We start from the raw sequence: 19,277 nt of genomic DNA on the forward strand, positions 1-19,277 counted from the left end.
TCCGTTAGTCAGCATGTCTTCAACATAAGGCCGAAGCGCGCGAAAGGCAAGGTGCACACGTATGAAACGCCTCCCTGTTTGGCGGCTACAATAGCCATCTCACATAAGCGCGGGGGCAGGACGATGGACTGGCAATTCTGGATCGACCGGGGCGGCACCTTTACGGACATCGTGGCGCGCCGTCCTGACGGCAGCCTGGCCACGCACAAGCTGCTGTCGGAGAACCCGGGCCAGTACCGCGACGCGGCGCTGGCCGGCATGCGCCAGTTGATGGGCCTTGCCGCCGATGCGCCCCTGCCCGTGGAACAGGTAGGCGCCATCAAGATGGGCACGACGGTTGCCACCAATGCGCTGCTCGAACGCAAGGGCGAGCCCACCGTGCTGGCCATCACGCGCGGTTTTCGCGACGCGCTGCGCATCGCCTACCAGAACCGTCCGCAGCTGTTCGCGCGCCAGATCATCCTGCCCGAACTGCTGTACGGCGACGTGATCGAGATCGACGAACGCGTGGGCGCCCACGGTGACGTCGTGACCCCGCTCGACGAGGCCGCCGCGCGGGTGGCGCTGGCACACGCCCATGCGCGCGGCGCGCGCGCCATCGCCATCGTGCTGATGCACGGTTACCGTCATCACGCGCACGAGGCGCGGCTGGCGCAGCTGGCGCGCGCGGCCGGTTTTACGCAGGTCTCCGTATCGCACGAAGTGAGCCCCATGATGAAACTGGTGGCGCGCGGCGATACCACGGTGGTCGACGCCTATCTGTCGCCGATTTTGCGCCGCTATGTCGACCAGTTGGCGATGGAGCTGCCCGGCGTGCACCTGCAATTCATGCAGTCGAACGGCGGCTTGACGGATGCGCGCGCCTTTCAGGGCAAGGACAGCATTCTGTCCGGCCCCGCGGGCGGCATCGTCGGCATGGTGCGCGCCAGCGCGCTGGCCGGCTTCGATAAAGTCATCGGCTTCGACATGGGCGGCACCTCGACGGACGTGTCGCATTACGCGGGCGAGTTCGAACGCGTGTTCGAGACGCAGATCGCCGGCGTGCGCATGCGCGCGCCCATGATGAGCATCCACACGGTGGCCGCCGGCGGCGGCTCCATCCTGCACTTCGACGGCGCCCGCTACAAGGTGGGCCCGGACAGCGCGGGCGCCAATCCCGGCCCCGCCAGCTACCGGCGCGGCGGCCCATTGGCCGTCACCGATTGCAACGTCATGCTGGGCAAGCTGCAGCCCGACTTCTTTCCCCGCGTCTTCGGCCCCGACGCCAATGAAGCGCTGGACGCGGCCACCGTGCGGGCCCAGTTCGAGGCCCTGGCCCGCACGGTGAACTCGACGCCGGAGCAGGTGGCCGAAGGCTATATCGCCATCGCCGTGGGGAATATGGCCAACGCCATCAAGCAGATTTCCGTGCAGCGCGGCCACGACGTCACCGAGTACACCTTGACCAGCTTTGGCGGCGCGGGGGGGCAGCATGCCTGCCTGGTGGCCGACGCGCTGGGCATGCGCACGGTCTTCATCCACAGCCTTGCGGGCGTGATGTCGGCCTACGGCATGGGCCTGGCCGACCAGAGCGCCATGCGCGAAAGGGCCATTGAAGCGGCATTGGGCGTGGATCTGGCCGCCGATTTTATGCAACTGGGCGAACTGGCGCGGGGCGATTTGCTGCGCCAGGGCGTGGCAGGGGAGCGCATCGCGCTGGTGCGGCGCGTGCACCTGCGCTACGAAGGCACGGATTCGGCCCTCGTCGTGCTGTTCGATACGGTCACCGGCATGCAGGCGCAGTTCGAAGCGGCCTACAAAAAGCGCTTTTCCTTCCTGATGCCGGCGCGCGCCTTGATCGTCGAAGCCATTTCCGTGGAAGCCATCGGCGCCTCAAGTGCGCCGCAGCCGGCCGCGCCGGCGTATGCGGCGCGCGCGGGAGCGCTGGCGCCCCTGCAGACGGTGGCCATGTACTGCGCCGGAGGGTGGCGGCCAAGCGGCCTGTATGGCGCAGACAGCCTGCGTCCCGGCGATGCCATCGATGGCCCGGCCATCGTCAGCGACGCCAACGCCACCACCGTCGTCGAACCGGGCTGGCGCGCGGAAGTCACGGCGCATGGCCATCTGATCCTGCGCAGAGTGGTGGCCTTGCCCGAGCGGCGTGCCATCGGGACGAATGCCGATCCCGTGATGCTGGAAATTTTCAACAACCTGTTCATGTCGATCGCCGAGCAGATGGGGCTGCGCCTGCAGAATACGGCCCATTCCGTCAATATCAAGGAGCGGCTCGATTTCAGCTGCGCCATTTTCGACGCGCACGGCCATTTGATCGCCAACGCGCCGCACATGCCCGTGCACCTGGGCTCCATGGGCGAGAGCATCCGCACGGTCATGACGCGCAATGCGGGCGCCATGCGGCCGGGCGACGTGTACATGCTGAACGACCCGTATCACGGCGGCACGCACTTGCCTGACGTGACGGTGATTTCGCCCGTCTTCGATGAAGCGGGCGGCGCCATCCTGTTCTATGTCGGTTCGCGCGGCCACCATGCCGATATCGGCGGCACCACCCCCGGCTCCATGCCGCCCGACTCCACGCGCATCGAGGAAGAGGGCGTGTTGATCGACAATTTCAAGCTGGTCGACGGCGCCACGGGGCTGTTGCGCGAGGCGGAAACACTGACCCTGCTGGCGGGCGCCTGCTGGCCGGCGCGCAACCCGCAGCAGAATTTGGCCGACTTGCGCGCCCAAGTGGCGGCCAACCAGAAGGGGGCCGAAGAACTGCACAAGATGGTCGCGCATTTCGGCCTGGACGTGGTGCAGGCGTACATGGGCCACGTGCAGGACAACGCGGAGGAAGCCGTGCGCCGGGTCATCACGACACTGAAGGATGGCAGCTACGCGTTGGACCTGGACAACGGCGCGCGCATCCAGGTGGCGATCAAGGTCGACGTGGCCGGGCGCAGCGCCGTCATCGACTTTACGGGCACGTCCGCCCAGCTGCCGAACAATTTCAACGCGCCGTCCGCCGTCTGCATGGCGGCCGTGCTGTACGTGTTCCGCACCCTCGTCGACGACGACATTCCGCTCAACGCGGGCTGTTTGAAACCTTTGAGCGTGATCATCCCGCCCGGCTCCATGCTCAACCCGCAGTACCCGGCCTCCGTCGTCTCGGGCAATGTGGAAACCTCGACCTGCATCACCAACGCCCTGTATGGCGCGCTGGGGGCCATGGCGGCGTCGCAGGGAACGATGAACAATTTCACGTTTGGCAGTGAAAAGTACCAGTATTACGAGACGATATCGGGCGGCTCGGGCGCCGGTCCCGGCTTCGACGGCACGGACGTGGTGCAGACGAACATGACCAATTCGCGTCTGACGGACCCGGAAATCCTCGAGTGGCGCTTTCCCGTGCGCCTGGACAGCTACAGCATCCGTGCCGGATCGGGCGGAGCGGGGCGCTGGCATGGCGGCAATGGCGGCGTGCGCCGCGTGCGCTTCCTCGAACCGATGACGGCGGCGATCCTGTCGAACAACCGTATCCATCCTCCTTTCGGCATGGATGGCGGCGCGCCGGGCGCGCTGGGGCGCAATTATGTGGAGCGGGCGGACGGCACGCTGGAGCACCTGGCGCATATCGGCAAGACCTCCATGCAGCCAGGCGACGTGTTCGTCATCGAGACGCCGGGCGGCGGCGGTTACGGCAAGGTGGAGTAGGCCATGTCAGCACTGGCACTGGCACTGGCACTGGCGCCGCTCAGGTGCGCGCGCACCTGGCCCACGTCGCGCATGGGCGCGCGGCCGAACTGGCGGCTGTATTCGCGGCTGAACTGCGATTCGCTGGCGTAGCCGACCCGGTAGCCGGCCGTGCCCGCGTCGATCTGCTCGACCAGCATCAAGCGCCGCGCTTCCTGCAGGCGCAGCAGCTTCTGGTACTGCATCGGCGTCATGGCGGTGATCGCCTTGAAATGGTGGTGCAGCGACGACATGCTCATGTTGGCCATGCCGGCCAGGTGCTCGATGCGCAGCGGCTGCGCGTAATGCTGCTTGATCCAGTCGATGGCTTGCGCCACCTGGTGCGACTGGCTGCTGGCCAGCGCCATGTGGCGCAGGCGCGCGCCGACGGGGCCATTCAGCAGGCGATAGGTCAGCTCGCGGCGGATCAAGGGCGCCAGCGCGGCGATTTCGCCCGGTTTGTCGAGCAGGCGCACGAGGCGCAGCATGGCGTCGAGCAGCTCGGGCGACACGTCGCTGACGGATATGCCGCGCGCGGCGGGCAGGATTTTCTGCTGCGCGGTGCCACCTGCGCCGCTGGTGCTTTCGCTGTCGAGCAGCGCCGCCACGTCGGCGATGTCGATGCCCAGCACCACGCACAGGTGCGGCTTGTCCACGCTCGCTTCCACCACGCGCACCTGCACCGGCAGGTCGACGGAGGTCAGCAGATACTGCATGCGGCTGTAGTGAAAGGTTTCGCTGCCCAGGGTGACGTCCTTCGCCCCCTGCGCGATGATGGCCACGCTGGGGCGCGCCGCATGGAACAGGGACTCCGTGACGGACGACTGGCGGTGGAAGGTGAGGTTGCCGATGGCCGTCGCGTAGTCGCCCGTGCGCGGAGCGTGACGGATGATCAGGGCGGCGATTTCGTCTTGGGGCAGGAGCAGGGTAGGCATGGGTGGCAGTATGCGGAAGGCGAGGATGGGCAGGGGCTGATCTTACGCAGATTTGGAGGATCGTGCAAAGGTCTTGCAGGATCGCGGTAACTGCGGACGGACTTCTCGGGCACACTTGTGCAATCGCATGCATGGCACGCGCCTCTCTCGTTCGCAACACCACCCAAGGAGTTTTCATGACCACCATCGCCAAAGGCTACGCCGCACTGGGCCCGACTTCCGCACTGCAACCGTTCACGTTCGAGCGCCGCGCCCCGCGCGAAGACGACGTGGCCATCTCGATCAAATACTGTGGCGTGTGCCATTCCGACATCCACCAGGCGCGCGACGAATGGGGCGGCGCCGCCTTCCCCATGGTGCCCGGCCACGAAATCGCCGGCCTCGTCACGGCCGTTGGCGCCAATGTGACCAAGTTCAAGGTGGGCGACCACGTGGGCGTGGGCTGTTTCGTCGATTCCTGCACCACCTGCAAGACGCGCAACGTGGACCTGGAACAGTACATGCCAGGCCTGATCCAGACCTACAACGGCGTTGAAGCCGATGGCAAGACGGCCACGCAGGGCGGCTACTCGGACAGCATCGTCGTCAAGGAAGGCTATGTGCTGTCGATTCCCGACAACCTGCCGCTGGACGCCGCCGCGCCGCTGCTGTGTGCCGGCATCACCCTGTATTCGCCGCTGAACCACTGGAAGGCCGGTCCTGGCAAGCAGGTCGCCATCCTGGGCATGGGTGGCCTGGGCCACATGGGCGTGAAGATCGCCCACGCCATGGGCGCCGAAGTGACGGTGCTGAGCCAGACTTTGTCGAAGCGCGAAGACGGCCTGCGCCTGGGCGCCACGCATTACTACGCCACCAACGACGCGGAAACGTTCACCAAACTGGCCGGCACCTTTGATCTGATCATCTGCACCGTGGGCGCGTCCATCGACTGGAACCAGTACATCAATCTGCTGAAAGTCGATGGCAGCATGGTCATCGTCGGCATCCCGGACGGCGCCGTGCCGCCGATCAGCGCCTTCGGCCTGGTGGGCGCACGCCGCAGCCTGTCCGGTTCCATGATCGGCTCGATCAAGGAAACCCAGGAAATGCTGGACTTCTGCGGCAAGCACAATATCGTGTCGGACATCGAGATCATCCGCATCCAGGATATCAATGAGGCGTTTGAGCGCGTAGTGAAGAGCGATGTACGCTATCGCTTCGTGATCGACATGGCATCTTTGTAACACCCGAGAAAACGCCCAGGGCGTTGTTGCTCCGCCTCGCCGTACTATTCGTACTGTCTTCGGCGGGGCGCCTAGCCCTGGGCGTTTTTCGGGCGTTCCAACGGCATTTGTTTAAACGTCAAAAGCGGCAGACAAGTCCGCCAACACCTCATCCCCGCCAAAAATCAAGCTCCGACCTCAATTTTTCTTTCCTTGCGTCAAAAATCGGCATAAAATGAAACCGTACAGTACAGTTTCACTACGTAGATTCAAAAAATCAGCCATCCTCGGCGTATTTGCCTGGGCAGGGGAGGCGTCATGGATAAAAAATGGACACTTCAGTAAATAAAGGAGCGCCGGCGATCCCGGTGGTCTTCAGGGGCAAGCGGCTTGCCCTGACGGTTTTTGGCATTTTTCTTGGCTTTTCCGGCCTGGCTCTGGTGGCGGGCGGCATCGAACTCATCACCCTTGGCGGTTCCTGGTATTACCTGCCGGCCGGCCTCGGCTTGCTACTGGCCGGCGTGCTGTATTTGCGCCGCAAGGCGCTGGCGAGCGGCATCGTCGCCGCGCTGGTGATCGCCACCGTGGTCTGGGCCGTGTGGGAAATCGGCTTCGCCTTCTGGCCCATGGTGCCGCGCCTGGCGCCGTTTCTCGTCATCGGCCTGGTGGCCGCCTTGCTGCATCCGTGGCTGGCGGGGCGCAAGCACAGTGGCCAGTCGCGCGGCTTCGCCGCCCTGTTTGCCGTCGTGCTGGTAGCCGGTTTCGCTGCCATGTTCAAGCCGCACGGCGTGCTGGAGGCCACGGTGCAGCCGCAGCAGGATGCCGTGACGGCCATCAATGACGGCAGCGCCAACTGGGCACACTATGCAAATGGACCGCAGGGCACGCGCTTCGCGCCGTACACGCAGATCGACAAGGCTAACGTCGACAAGCTGCAAGTGGCGTGGACTTACCGCTCGGGCGAGCTGGCCGAGGGCGCGTCCGAATCGCAAAACACGCCGCTGCAGATCGGCGACACCATCTATACGTGCACGCCGACGAGCAAGGTCATCGCGCTCGACGCGGACACGGGCAAGCAGCGCTGGACCTTCGATCCGAAGCCGGCCAACACCAAGACGTGGAACCGCTGCCGCGGCGTCGGCTATTACGAGCCGGCCAAGGTGACAAAACCATTTCATTTCGACGGCATGCAGGCGGCCGGCGCGCCTGTCGCGGGCGCGTGCGCCAAACGCATCGTGCAGGTGACCATGGATGCGCGCCTGATCGAGATCGACGCGCAGACGGGCAAGCAGTGCGAAGGCTTCGGCGACAAGGGCTCAGTCGACCTGACGGTCGGCCTGGGCAAGGTCAAGATGAACGTGCCGTACTACGCCTATACTTCCGCGCCCACGGTGGCGCGCAACCTGATCATCCTCGGCGGCTGGGTCTTCGACGGCCGCTCCACCGATGAACCATCGGGCGTCGTGCGCGCCTACAGCGCCGACACGGGTGAACTGGTGTGGGCCTGGGACCTGGGCAATCCGGCCATCACCAAGCTGCCGCCGGAAGGGCAGACTTACACGCGCAGCACGCCGAACATGTGGTCGGCGCCAGCGTTCGATGATGCACTGGGCCTGGTGTATCTGCCGACGGGGAACGAGCAACCCGATTTCTGGGGCGGCAAGCGTCCGCCGCTGACGGAAAAATACGCGTCGGCCATCGTTGCCCTCGACATGGCCACGGGCCGCGAGCGCTGGACGTATCAAACCGTTCACCACGATATCTGGGATTACGACGTCGCCGCGCAGCCGGCCCTGTACGACGTCCCGGACGGCAAAGGCGGCAAGATCCCTGCGCTGGTGCAGCTGACCAAGCGCGGCCAGATCTTCATGCTGGACCGCCGCACGGGCAAACCGATTGCCGACGTGGTGGAAAGGCCGGTGCCACAGGAGCACGCGGCCGGCGACTGGGTGGCAAAGACGCAGCCATACTCCACCGGCATGCCGGCCTTCGGTGCGGAGACCCTGACGGAACGCGACATGTGGGGCGCCACCTTCTTCGACCAGCTGGCCTGCCGCATCAGCTTCCGCAAGCTCAATTACCAGGGCGAGTTCACGGCGCCAAGTACCAGGGAAACCTTGATCTACCCAGGCTACTACGGTGGCTTCAACTGGGGCGGCGCGGCCGTCGATGAAAGCAATGGCTATATGTTCGTCAACGATATCCGCATGCCGCAAGTGGTCAGGCTGGTGCCGCGCGAAACGGTGGACGTGGCCAAGCTGACCTCGGGTCACGGCGTGGGCAGCACCTATCCGATGGACGGCACGCCGTTCGTCATCGACCACAAGGCCTTCAATTCGCCGCTGGGAATTCCCTGCCAAAGCCCGCCGTGGGGCGTGTTCGCCGCCATCGACTTGAAGACGCGCACGAAAGTGTGGGAGCGGCCGGCCGGCACGGTGCAGGACGCCGTCATCAATGGCGTGCGCGCCCGCTTGCCGATCCCGCTGGGCATGCCCACGCTGGGCGGCGGCGTCAGCACGGCGTCGGGCCTCGTGTTTTATGCGGGCACGCAGGATTACTATCTGCGCGCCATGGATATCGCCACGGGGCGTGAAGTGTGGAAGGCGCGCATGCCGGTCGGTTCGCAAGGCACGCCGATGACGTATGTGTCGCCGAAGTCGGGCCGCCAGTACGTGGTAGTCGTGGCGGGCGGCGCCCGCCAGAGTCCGGATCGGGGAGATTACGTGATAGCATACGCGCTTCCCAAGACACAGTAAGAGTTTGCTTCATGCCCCAGTTGCGCACCGTTCCAGCTTCCCCGAGTACCCGAAGCGAGGAGCGGCGGCGCAAGCTGCTGGCGGCGGCAGCGGACCTCTTCCTCGCCTCCGGCTACGACGGCGTCAGCATGGACGCCATCGTGGCCGCGGCGGGCGGCTCGAAAGCCACGGCCTACCGCTACTTCGGCAGCAAGCAGGAGCTGCTGGTGGCCGTGGTCGAATACCTGTGCGCCGACTTCATCATCGACTTGCGCCAGCTCGACACCTCGCAAGCGGGTCTGGAGCAGGGCTTGCAGCTGATCCTCGATGAACTGGTGGCCGTCGTCACCAGCCCCCGCCACGTGGATTTCTACCGCCTCGTCGTCACGGGCGCGGCCGCCGTGCCGGCCGTGGGCCTGACCTGGTACGAGCACGGCCCGCAAGTGTGGCACGCATTGATTCTGCGCCTGCTGGAGCAGCAGCGCGCCCAGGGCCGCATCGCGCCCGACACCTCGTTTTCCAACCTGCCGCAAATCCTCTTCGACGCCGTCTTCTCGCACCTGACCACGCGCACCGTGATGCTGGGGCAGGGCGGCAACGCGGCCACGTTCCGGCCCTTGATTGCGGAGCTGATCGAGCTGGTGGTGGCGAGGGTGGAACGCAGGTGAGCAGCTGAAGCCATTGCGCAGCATTGATTTAGTTGTCAAGACCCGCCTGCCTGTAAACATGTTTCAGGAATAATTCTGGCTTTTTCGCCTGCCATTTCTTCATCGCCTGAATCGGCGTTTCGTTATTGAGGGCACGCTATGGGATGTTGTGGTTATAGATTTTCAGGTAATTGCGCAGTGTCGATTCGAGCGTGGCCCCTGGTCGCGTTGCGCCAGGGGCGAATGTTATACTGGCGGAAATGTATACACTGAAAGAAACTGCCATGAAAAACGACGCAACTGCTCGCCCGCAAGCAAACCAGGCACCTGTCCGGCTCAGCAAAGGGGACTTCGTCACCGCACTGCGCAAGCTGCTGCAAGAAGCCGGAAATGCCGGCAAGACCAGTGTGGACGTACGCGCTGCGAACCTGCACACCGACGTCGGCATTTATCCGGCCCGCGGCCACTCGATGCCGACCTGTTGCACGGTGATGCATGAAGAGATGCAGCCTGGTGACGAGATATTGCTGACGCCACCCGGCGGCAAGGGGCCGACGCTGCTGGTACGGTATAAACTCCCGCGCTGATGTAGGCGATGCAGTGGCAGCGAACCCATTGCCGAGTAAATCATGTTCTCTGCTACGTCAATGCGCTGCGCGCAATCACGCCCCCATCGTCGATAACTGATTCCTGAGTTCCACACGGCAGCATCCTGCGGCGACCCGCCGCAAACGTTTTCAAATATAGAACAATTTTATATAAGCTCTTATATAAACAGTGCTACCATGGCTACATGAAACCTGGACTAGGCACGCAATTGCGACATCTCATCGAACTGCTCGACGGCGCGGTCGAGCAGGCTTACGTGGAAGCGGGGCTCGATTACCGGCCGCGCTACACGCCGGTGATGCGGGTGCTGGCCGAGCAGCCGAGCGCGACTATCGGAGAATTGGCGACCCTGGCCGGCCTCACGCAGCCCGCCGCGACCCAGACAGTGGCCTTGATGGTGAAGAAGGGCCTGTTGACGGTGGCCGCCGGCGGCGAAGACGGCAGGCAGCGCGTGGTGTGCCTCAGCGCCGTTGGCGAAGCACTGCTGCCGCGCCTGCGGGTGTGCTGGCCGGCGACCAAATCCGCGGCCGACAGCCTCGATGCAGAACTGGCCTTTCCCTTGTCCGCCTGCCTCGAACAGGCGATCGCCGTACTCGGGACGCGCTCCTTCGGCGCGCGCATCCGCGACGGCAGGCCGCTCCTCGGTACCCGCTCTGACGCAGACACGACAACACCTGACGAGCAACCCGAATGATGCAGCCAGGCCTGCCCAAGCGCCGATTCGATGATGCCGGCAGGAGCACGCCACGCAGATTTTTTCACACAACGATCAAATGCTTCGTAGTCCAACTTGGAGGAACGTATGTCAGGTAGAAAGAAGGTTGTCGCAGGCGTCGTATTGGGCACGTTGTTGTCGTTTCACGCCTTGGCGGCGGAGGATACCGCGTTGAACGCGGCTGATCGCAAGGCGATCGTGCAGACACTGGTAGTGAAAATGAACGCGAATTACATCGAGCCAGCGGTGGCCGAACGGGTCGGTAGTGCGATCGCCAGGAAAAATGCCGAAGGAGGGTATGCGACTGCCGCCAGCGTGAAGGCGTTCAGTGCGGCGCTGGAGAAGGACTTGCGGGAATTGAGCGGTGACTTGCATTTCGGCGCCGCGTTTTACGCAGGTCTTCGTGAGCGCAGCGGTGCCGACGAACTGCCCAGCCGCGCCAAGATTGACGAATGGCGCGACCAGGCCGCGCGGCGCGGCTATGGCATCGAGAAGATCGAACGCCTTCCCGGCAACGTCGGCTATATCGAACTGCGCGGCTTTGGCGGCCCGGAATTCGTCGGCACGGCGTACACGGCGGCGATGTCGCTCATGGCGGGGACGGATGCGCTGATCCTCGACCTGCGCCGCAACGGCGGCGGCAGCCCGGCCAGCGTGGCTTACCTGATGAGTCATTTCTTCCCGTTCGGCGACGAGCGTCACCTGATCGACATGTACGACCGTCCGACCGGTCTGACGCGGCAGTTCTGGACCGTGAAGACGGTCGCGCAGCGTTACGACAAGCCCGTGTACGTGCTGACCTCGGCCCGCACGTTTTCCGGCGGGGAGGATTTTTCCTATGGCATCCAGGCGCAGAAGCGCGGCACGGTGGTCGGCGAAACCACCGGGGGCGGCTCCAATCCCGTGAGCTGGTACAACGTGGGAAAGGACATCATTGTCGCGATCCCGACCGCGCGCACGACCAATGTCGTCACCAAAACCAACTGGGAGCATGTCGGCGTGAAACCGGACATCGCCGTGCCCGCTGCGCAGGCTTTGCAGACGGCGCATGCCGCCATCCTGCGCAATCTGGTGTCATCGGCCAAGGAGGGCAAGGAGCGCAAGGAACTGCAGCGCGTGCTGGCGATGGTGGAGAAAGGGGAGTCCGAGAAGCCGGTCTACACGCTCAGGGGAGAGCCTTGAGCGAAGCCCGTGCGCATGCAAGATGGGCTTGCCGCCATGCCGGAAATGATCGGAAATGGGCTGTGCATTTTTGACGCCAACGCACGTCACGACGCCTCTGAAAACCGTAGTAGCAGGTTTACAGTGCGTCCCTCAGATCAGGTAGCAATACCATACTTGTGCTGCGTCGCCTCGTACTGCTGCTTGAGCGACTCCAGCTTCGGATGCCTGGGGTCGATCTTGCGGATCACCTGCATCTGGTGCTGCGCCTGTTCAGCCAGCGGCGCTTCCCAGCCCAGCATGTTGAGCTGGCGCAAGATGGCGTCGACGGAGGCGAACAGCACGGGCAGGTTGCCCGGGGTCTTGCGCAGGGCCTGGCGCAGCACGAAGACGGCACCCTTGAGCTCGCCGCTCTCCGACTTGCTGGCCGCATCCTGCATCAGTTCCTGCACCTGGTTGCTGATCTGCTGGCCCATGCCTTGCGCCAGGTCATGGCGTCCCGCCTTTTCAAACACGTCGACGGCCGCTTCCATCGTCACTTCGCTGTCGGCTTCGTTGACGAGTTTCATCATCACGTCCGACGCGGCCTGTTCCAGGTTGTTCTTCAGGCAGCTTTGCACGAGGCCCACTTTCAGCTGCGTCGACAGGCCGCGCGCCGTGTCCAGGGCTGCGGCGGCCAGCTGCAGTTCGCCGGCGGCGGCGACGTCATTGCCCGACAATTCATGCAGCATGGCGGCCGAGATGGCGCGGCACGCTTCCACGTTGGCGCCGCCCCGCAAGGAGCGCTCCATGTCGCGCAGCACGCCGCTCGCTTGCGGCGCATCGCCTTTCTTGACCAGCGTCTTGACCAGGTTGACGTGGTCTTCCGGGTCGCGGAACTCCGAGTACTTCGCTTTCGTCACCACCTGCTTGTAGGCCCGCTCGGCCGCGCTGATGTCGCCCGTGTCGAACGCGATGCCGCCCAGGTGACGCAGGCGGCGCACCATGTGCGGCGAGATGGCTACCGCGTCCTCGAGGATTTTCTTCGCCTGCAGCTGCTGGCCCATGGCTTCATGGTTTTGCGCCAGCAAATCATAGGCGGCCATGAAGCGGGGATAGGCTTCCACCAGTTCCAGCAGCGCCTCCTGCGCATCTTCGTGGCGCTGCTGTTCGAACAGCGTGCGCGCCAGGCCCAGGTGGGCCCAGGCCATGGGCCGCGTGGCCAGCATGTCGGCGTAAATCTGCTCCGCTTCCCTCCATTCGCCCAGGTCGATGTGCAGCTCGGCGCGCAGGCGGGCGAAATCGGCCGCCAGGCGCGGGTGCTGCAGTTCGGCCGCGCGGCAGCTTTTCACGGCTTCGCGCAAGTCGCCCTTGTCGATCAGCTGGTAGGTGGGCAGAAAAATGGCGCGCCGTTCGATGGCGCGCGCGATGCGGCCGCTCAGCACATCGACGGTGAACGGTTTTAATATGTAGTCGGACGGGGTCAGTTCGGCCGCGCTGATCACCTTGCTGTGGATGGCTTCGGAGGTCAGCATGATGAAGATCGTCCACAGCCCGATCAGCTTGTGGTGGCGCAAGTCTTCCAGCAATTGCTGGCCATCCTGGCCGTCCGTGCCACTACCAAGATCGTATTCGCACAGGATGATATCGAACGGTTTCTTCGTCAGCAAGCGGATGGCCGTGCCGGAATTGACGGCATATTCCACCTTGCTGATGGCGGCCTGGTTCAGCATATTGTGCAGATTGCCCCGCATGCTGGGGTTCGGGTCGACGATCAGGACAGATAAATCGCTCGTTTCTGGCATGGTTCAGCTCTCGTTCATCTGTTCGGTCATTTGCGGGAACTCTTCTTATATGTCTCTGCCTGGCAGTATTGTTTTTTATCAGCATACTGCAAAGCCGGCCGGCACTGCCAGCAAAATGCATGCAATCGGGCGCGCTGCGCGAGGGCAGGCGCGCCCGGCGGCGTCCGGCGTTGTATTTCGTGACACGCGGGCCGCGGGTGCCTGTTTTTCCGGCGATTCCTTGATTGCCGTGATAGTATTCTAAAATGCAACACTTATTGCATGCCGCGCCATGTCGCGGCCCGGCACGCGCAAGGCTGTACGGGCGCTTTCTCCCTCTCTGGTCTCAATACCCTTCATGCGCGTTCCTGACCTTTCTACCTTGCGGCGCGTTGCGGTTCCGCTCGCCTTTGGCGGCAACAGCGAACAGCAGCACACCTATTTTGCGGAGCTGCACCGGGTCGGCATGGTCACGCAGTTGCTGGGCATCATCGCCTACAGCCTGACCTGGCTGATGATGCCGGAGCCCTATCATCCGAACCGCACGCACGCCGTGCTGGCCTTGCTGGGCATGGTGACGAGCCTGATCGTGCGCTACCGCTGCAGCACCTTGCACATGCTGACCATGACGGGCGCCTGCGCCGTGCTGACCCTGACTTTCGGCCTGCGCACCATGGCCGATGCCGTCCAGCACGCCAGCTTCTGGGTCTTGCCCGTGGGCGTCTTCATGACGCTGGCGATTGCCTCCATCTTCAATGGCGGCCTCAGCTATCTGGCCGTTGTCGCCGGCGTATGGTGGAACGTGGGCCATGGCCTGTACCCCGTCAACGCGGGCTTGCCCGACGAATCCTGGGCGCCGCTGATGATCGCCGTCAGCGTGCTGTTCGGGCTGGCGCTGAATGTCAGTTTCAGCTTATTACGTTTGCGCAACTATCACGCCAAGGTGGAGTTGACGCGGCTGGCCTTTCAGGACGGCCTGACAGGCTTGAACAACCGCCGCATGTTCACGCAGCGCGCCCAGCAGATGCATGGCGCACTGCATGGCGGCATGCTGCATTTCCTGATGATCGATATCGACGATTTCAAGATCATCAACGACCAGCAGGGGCACGATGCGGGCGACGAGGTGCTGGCGCGCACGGCCGCCATCATCGCCGACAGGTCGCAAGGCCATCTGTGCGGACGCCTGGGCGGCGAGGAATTCGGCGTCGTCTACGCGGGCAGCCGCGAAGATGCGGGCGCCTTTGCCGGCGCACTGGTCGCGGCCGTCAGCCAGGCTTTCCATGCCGCGCAGTTCGTGTCGATCAGCGTGGGCGTGGCCGAATTGGATCGGGGCAAGGAACTGGGCCACAGCTACCGGCTGGCCGACGAGGCCTTGTACCTTGCCAAGCGCCAGGGCAAGAACCGCTATGTGATCGCCTGAGGTTGTTGTTGTCGTGTCATAAATGGCCGCTTTGCGGGGCAAAAGGGGGGCAAAGCCCCAAGTTCCGGTCATAAGGCAGGGGCAAAACGGGTATAATGCGCGCAAAGGAAATTTGCCGTACGAAAGATATTGTCATACCTACCTTTAACCCGCAGCCACGCTGCATCAACCACCTTCCAATCATGTTGATACTGCCGGGTTCCAATGCCCTGTCCCATTTCCGTAGCCACCGTCTGTTAAGCCAACTGCAAGCCGTCTCGCCTGCGATTGTTGCCGTACAAGCACGCTATGTCCATTTCATCGATGCCAGCGCGCCGCTCACCAACGACGACAGCACGCGCCTTGGCGCCTTGCTGACGTACGGCGAACCGGCCCACGCCGACAATACGGAAGGCGCTGCCGAAGAATTCTTCGTCATCCCCCGTTTCGGCACGATCTCGCCATGGGCTTCGAAAGCCACCGACATCGCGCACAACTGCGGCATGGCGCACATCAAGCGCGTCGAACGCGGCATCGCTTTCCGCATCAACCTGAAATCGGGCATCCTGGGCAGCGCCATTGGCGCCGGCAAATTGACGGATGAGCAGGTGCAAGCCGTGGCCGACCTGCTGCACGACCGCATGACGGAATCCGTGCTGCGCAGCGCCGACGACGCCAGGGACCTGTTCCGCACGCTGGAAGCGCGTCCGCTCGAATCGATCGACTTGCTGGGGCAGGGCAAGGCGGCGCTGGAAACGGCGAACGTCGAGCTGGGCCTGGCGATGTCGGAAGACGAAATCGACTACCTGGACGCCGCCTTCACCAAGGCCGGCCGCAACCCGACGGACGTGGAACTGATGATGTTCGCGCAGGCGAACAGCGAGCATTGCCGCCACAAGATCTTCAACGCCGACTGGACCATCGACGGCGTGGCGCAGCCAAAGTCCTTGTTCGGCATGATCAAGAACACGCACGAACTGCAGCCGAAGGGCACCGTCGTCGCCTACAGCGACAACTCGTCCATCATGGAAGGCGCGACCGTGTCGCGCTTCTACCCGCGCGGCGCCAACCACGAATACGCGGCGTCGACCGAACTGACGCACACCCTGATGAAGGTGGAAACGCATAACCACCCGACGGCCATCTCCCCATTCCCAGGCGCCTCCACGGGCGCGGGCGGCGAGATCCGCGACGAAGGCGCAACGGGCCGCGGCGCCAAGCCAAAGGCCGGTTTGACCGGTTTCACCGTGTCGAACCTGTCGCTGCCGGATGCCGTGCGCAGCTGGGAAACGGCCGCTTCCGTGACGGCGCCACTGGCATCGCGCACGGACGCGGAGCAATATGGCAAACCGGAGCGCATCGCGTCGCCGCTGCAAATCATGATCGACGGCCCGCTGGGCGGCGCCGCGTTCTCGAACGAATTCGGCCGTCCTGTATTGGGCGGTTACTTCCGCACGTATGAACAGAACGTCGGCGTCGACAGCGATGCGGTGTTCGGCTACCACAAGCCGATCATGATCGCCGGCGGCATCGGCAATATCTCGGCGCAGCACACGCACAAGAACGATATCCCCGTCGGCAGCCTGCTGGTGCAGCTCGGTGGCCCGGGCATGCGCATCGGCATGGGCGGCAGCGCCGCCTCGTCGATGACCACCGGCAGCAACACGGCCGACCTGGACTTCGATTCCGTCCAGCGCGGCAATCCGGAAATGGAACGCCGCGCCCAGGAAGTCATCAACGCCTGCTGGCAAATGGGCGCGGACAATCCGATCATCTCCATCCACGACGTGGGTGCGGGCGGCTTGTCGAACGCTTTCCCGGAAATCACCAACGACGCCAAGCGCGGCGCGATTTTCGACCTGCGCAAAGTGCCGCTGGAAGAGTCGGGCATGGCGCCGAAGGAAATCTGGAGCAATGAATCGCAGGAACGCTACGTTCTCGCCATCGCCCCGGAAAGCCTGCCACTGTTCAAAGCCATGTGCGACCGCGAACGCTGTCTGTTCGCCGCCGTGGGCGTGGCCACCGAAGAGCGTCAACTCAAATTGATTGACCCGGAACTCGGTAACGAGCCGGTCGACATGCCGATGGACGTCTTGCTGGGCAAGCCGCCCAAGATGCAGCGCGACGTGGTCCACGTGGCCAACGATTTCCCCGCCATCGACCTGACCGGCATGGACTTGAAGGACGTGGCGCAAAAAGTGCTGCTGCTGCCCACCGTGGCCGACAAATCCTTCCTCATCACCATCGGCGACCGCAGCGTGGGCGGCATGACTGTGCGCGACCAGATGGTGGGGCCATGGCAAGTGCCGGTGGCCGATTGCGCCGTCACCACCATGAGCTTTGAAGGCTACCTGGGCGAAGCGATGGCCATGGGCGAACGCACGCCGCTGGCCGTCATCGACGCCGCCGCCTCGGGCCGCATGGCCGTGGGCGAAGCCGTCACCAATATCGCCGCTGCCGCGATTGGCGACATTTCCGACATCAAGCTGTCCGCCAACTGGATGGCCGCCTGCGGCCAGCCTGGCCAGGACGCGGCCCTGTACGACACGGTGAAAGCCGTCGGCATGGACCTGTGCCCGGCGCTGGGCATCAGCATCCCCGTCGGCAAGGATTCGCTGTCGATGCGCACGACGTGGAAAGACGAGAGCACGGGCGCGGCGAAATCCGTCACGTCGCCGGTGTCCTTGATCGTGTCCTCGTTCGCGCCAGTTCTGGATGTGCGCAAGTCGCTCACGCCGCAGCTGAAGACGGACAAGGGCGACACGTCCTTGATCCTGATCGACCTGGGTCGCGGCAAGAACCGTTTGGGCGCCTCCGCGCTGGCACAAGTCATGGGCCAGTTGGGCAATGAGACGCCGGACGTGGACAGCGCGGAAGACCTGAAAGGCTTCTTCGCCGCCATCCAAAAGCTCAATAGCGACGACAAGCTGCTGGCCTACCATGACCGTTCGGACGGCGGCCTGTACGCCACCCTGACGGAAATGGCCTTTGCCGGCCACACGGGCATGTCCGTCAACCTGGACATGCTGACCATGGAAGGCGAGCATTCGAGCGACTGGGGCGACGCCAAGAACTGGACCGGCCAGGTAGCGGAACGCCGCAACGAACTGACCCTGCGCGCCCTGTTCAGCGAAGAGCTGGGCGCCGTCATCCAGGTGCGCGCGGAAGAGAAATCGCTCGTCATGGACGTGCTGCGCACGTTTAACCTGGGCGCCTGCAGCCATATCATCGGCAAATTGAACGACCGCGACGTGATCGAATTCACGCGCGACGCCAAGCTGATTTACACCCAGCCGCGCGCGGAACTGCACCGCCTGTGGAGCGAAACGAGCTGGCGCATCGCCCGCCTGCGCGACAATCCGGCCTGCGCCGACGCCGAATACGACCGCCTGCTGGACGTGCAAGATCCGGGCATGTCGCCGATCGTCACGTTCGACCAGAACGAGAACATCGCCGCCCCATTCATCGCCACCGGCGTGCGTCCGCGCGTCGCCATCCTGCGCGAGCAGGGCGTCAACTCGCACATCGAGACGGCCTACGTGATGCACCAGGCAGGTTTTACGGCTGTCGACGTGCACATGAGCGACCTGATTGCCGGCCGCGTGAAACTGGACGACTTCCAGGGCGTCATCGCCGTGGGCGGTTTCTCGTACGGCGACGTGCTGGGCGCGGGCGAAGGCTGGGCGAAAACGATTCTGTTCAACGCCAGCCTGGCGGAGCAGTTCGCGCGCTTCTTCAACCGCACGGACAGCTTCGGCCTCGGTATCTGCAACGGCTGCCAGATGATGAGCAATTTGAAGTCCATCATCCCCGGCGCCCACGCCTGGCCTAAATTCACGCGCAACAAGTCGGAGAAATTCGAAGGCCGCTTTGCCATGGTCGAAGTGATGGACACCCCATCGATCTTCTTCAACGGCATGGCCGGCACCCAGGCCGGCATCGCCATCGCCCACGGCGAAGGCTACGCCGACTTCTCGCAAACGGGCGACATCACCCAGGTCAGCAAAGCCATGCGCTTCGTCGACAACAAGGGCGCCGCCACGGAAGCGTATCCGTACAACCCGAACGGCTCGCCGGAAGGCATCACCTCCGTGACCACGCCAGACGGCCGCTTTACGGTGCTGATGCCGCACGCGGAGCGCGTGTTCCGGTCAGTCCAGCAGTCGTATCACCCTGAAGCATGGGGTGAGGATTCGCCATGGATGCGCATGTTCAGGAATGCGCGGAAGTTTGTGGGGTAATTAGTTCGCTTGCAGGGCAGCGCTGGAGTTCGAGGCGCTGCTGCTGGGGTAGGAATGAGAAAGCCGCTGTCGGGAGATAGCGGCTTTTTAGTATCGATCAATTCGATGAGTTAATTGAATTTATTGAGAAAAGTGCATTTCTCCATGTTGCTT

Annotated in this window: 11 protein-coding genes and 1 pseudogene; 9 read left to right on the plus strand and 3 right to left on the minus strand. The window is 63.8% G+C overall.

All coding sequences use genetic code 11. The features are described from left to right. The first annotated feature begins 123 nt into the window (after positions 1-123). On the plus strand, positions 124-3,696 hold the full coding sequence (locus AC54AF_RS00985) for a hydantoinase B/oxoprolinase family protein (protein ID WP_496634660.1): 3,573 nt from the start codon (positions 124-126) through the stop codon (positions 3,694-3,696). Here the strand turns inward: AC54AF_RS00985 and AC54AF_RS00990 are convergent. After that, on the minus strand, positions 3,678-4,649 hold the full coding sequence (locus AC54AF_RS00990; RefSeq protein WP_496634662.1) for an AraC family transcriptional regulator: 972 nt from the start codon (positions 4,647-4,649) through the stop codon (positions 3,678-3,680). The genes AC54AF_RS00985 and AC54AF_RS00990 overlap by 19 nt on opposite strands. A 176-nt stretch (positions 4,650-4,825) precedes the next feature. On the opposite strand from AC54AF_RS00990, the gene AC54AF_RS00995 reads away from it, so the two are divergent. From AC54AF_RS00995 to AC54AF_RS01005, 3 genes are all read left to right on the plus strand, one after another. Beyond that, positions 4,826-5,872 carry an alcohol dehydrogenase catalytic domain-containing protein gene (locus AC54AF_RS00995; protein ID WP_131686097.1) on the plus strand — a complete coding sequence of 349 codons (1,047 nt, stop codon included), beginning with the start codon at positions 4,826-4,828 and terminating at the stop codon, positions 5,870-5,872. Between the two features lie 308 nt (positions 5,873-6,180). Continuing rightward, positions 6,181-8,607, plus strand: coding sequence for a membrane-bound PQQ-dependent dehydrogenase, glucose/quinate/shikimate family (locus AC54AF_RS01000; protein ID WP_496634663.1), 2,427 nt, complete (start codon positions 6,181-6,183; stop codon positions 8,605-8,607). A gap of 11 nt (positions 8,608-8,618) precedes the next feature. Then, on the plus strand, positions 8,619-9,254 hold the full coding sequence (locus AC54AF_RS01005; protein WP_496634665.1) for a TetR/AcrR family transcriptional regulator: 636 nt from the start codon (positions 8,619-8,621) through the stop codon (positions 9,252-9,254). Positions 9,255-9,282: 28 nt separating this feature from the next. Here AC54AF_RS01005 and AC54AF_RS01010 read toward each other — a convergent pair. Then, a pseudogene (locus AC54AF_RS01010) lies at positions 9,283-9,450 on the minus strand (IS481 family transposase); the annotation flags it as partial. Positions 9,451-9,517: 67 nt separating this feature from the next. Here AC54AF_RS01010 and AC54AF_RS01015 point away from each other — a divergent pair. The 3 genes from AC54AF_RS01015 to AC54AF_RS01025 all read left to right on the plus strand — a co-directional run bounded on the left by AC54AF_RS01015 (position 9,518) and on the right by AC54AF_RS01025 (position 11,739). Further along, positions 9,518-9,820, plus strand: coding sequence for an HNH endonuclease (locus tag AC54AF_RS01015; RefSeq protein ID WP_131686092.1), 303 nt, complete (start codon positions 9,518-9,520; stop codon positions 9,818-9,820). A 230-nt stretch (positions 9,821-10,050) separates the two neighbouring features. After that, positions 10,051-10,536: a MarR family winged helix-turn-helix transcriptional regulator gene (locus tag AC54AF_RS01020; RefSeq protein WP_496634667.1), complete on the plus strand. Its 486-nt coding sequence runs from the start codon at positions 10,051-10,053 to the stop codon at positions 10,534-10,536. Positions 10,537-10,644: 108 nt separating this feature from the next. After that, positions 10,645-11,739 (plus strand): S41 family peptidase, encoded by a 1,095-nt coding sequence (locus tag AC54AF_RS01025; RefSeq protein WP_496634669.1) that lies wholly within the window; start codon positions 10,645-10,647, stop codon positions 11,737-11,739. A 137-nt stretch (positions 11,740-11,876) separates the two neighbouring features. Here AC54AF_RS01025 and AC54AF_RS01030 read toward each other — a convergent pair whose 3' ends face one another. Then, positions 11,877-13,502: a response regulator gene (locus AC54AF_RS01030; protein ID WP_496634671.1), complete on the minus strand. Its 1,626-nt coding sequence runs from the start codon at positions 13,500-13,502 to the stop codon at positions 11,877-11,879. Between the two features lie 337 nt (positions 13,503-13,839). Between AC54AF_RS01030 and AC54AF_RS01035 the strand changes: the two genes are divergently transcribed. Then, entirely contained in the window at positions 13,840-14,904 is a 1,065-nt protein-coding gene (locus tag AC54AF_RS01035) for a GGDEF domain-containing protein (protein WP_496634673.1), read from the plus strand. Between the two features lie 182 nt (positions 14,905-15,086). Continuing rightward, entirely contained in the window at positions 15,087-19,124 is a 4,038-nt protein-coding gene (gene purL, locus AC54AF_RS01040; protein WP_496634675.1) for a phosphoribosylformylglycinamidine synthase, read from the plus strand. Positions 19,125-19,277 lie beyond the last annotated feature (153 nt).

It is taken from the genome of Janthinobacterium sp. JF4 (genome assembly GCF_059617925.1).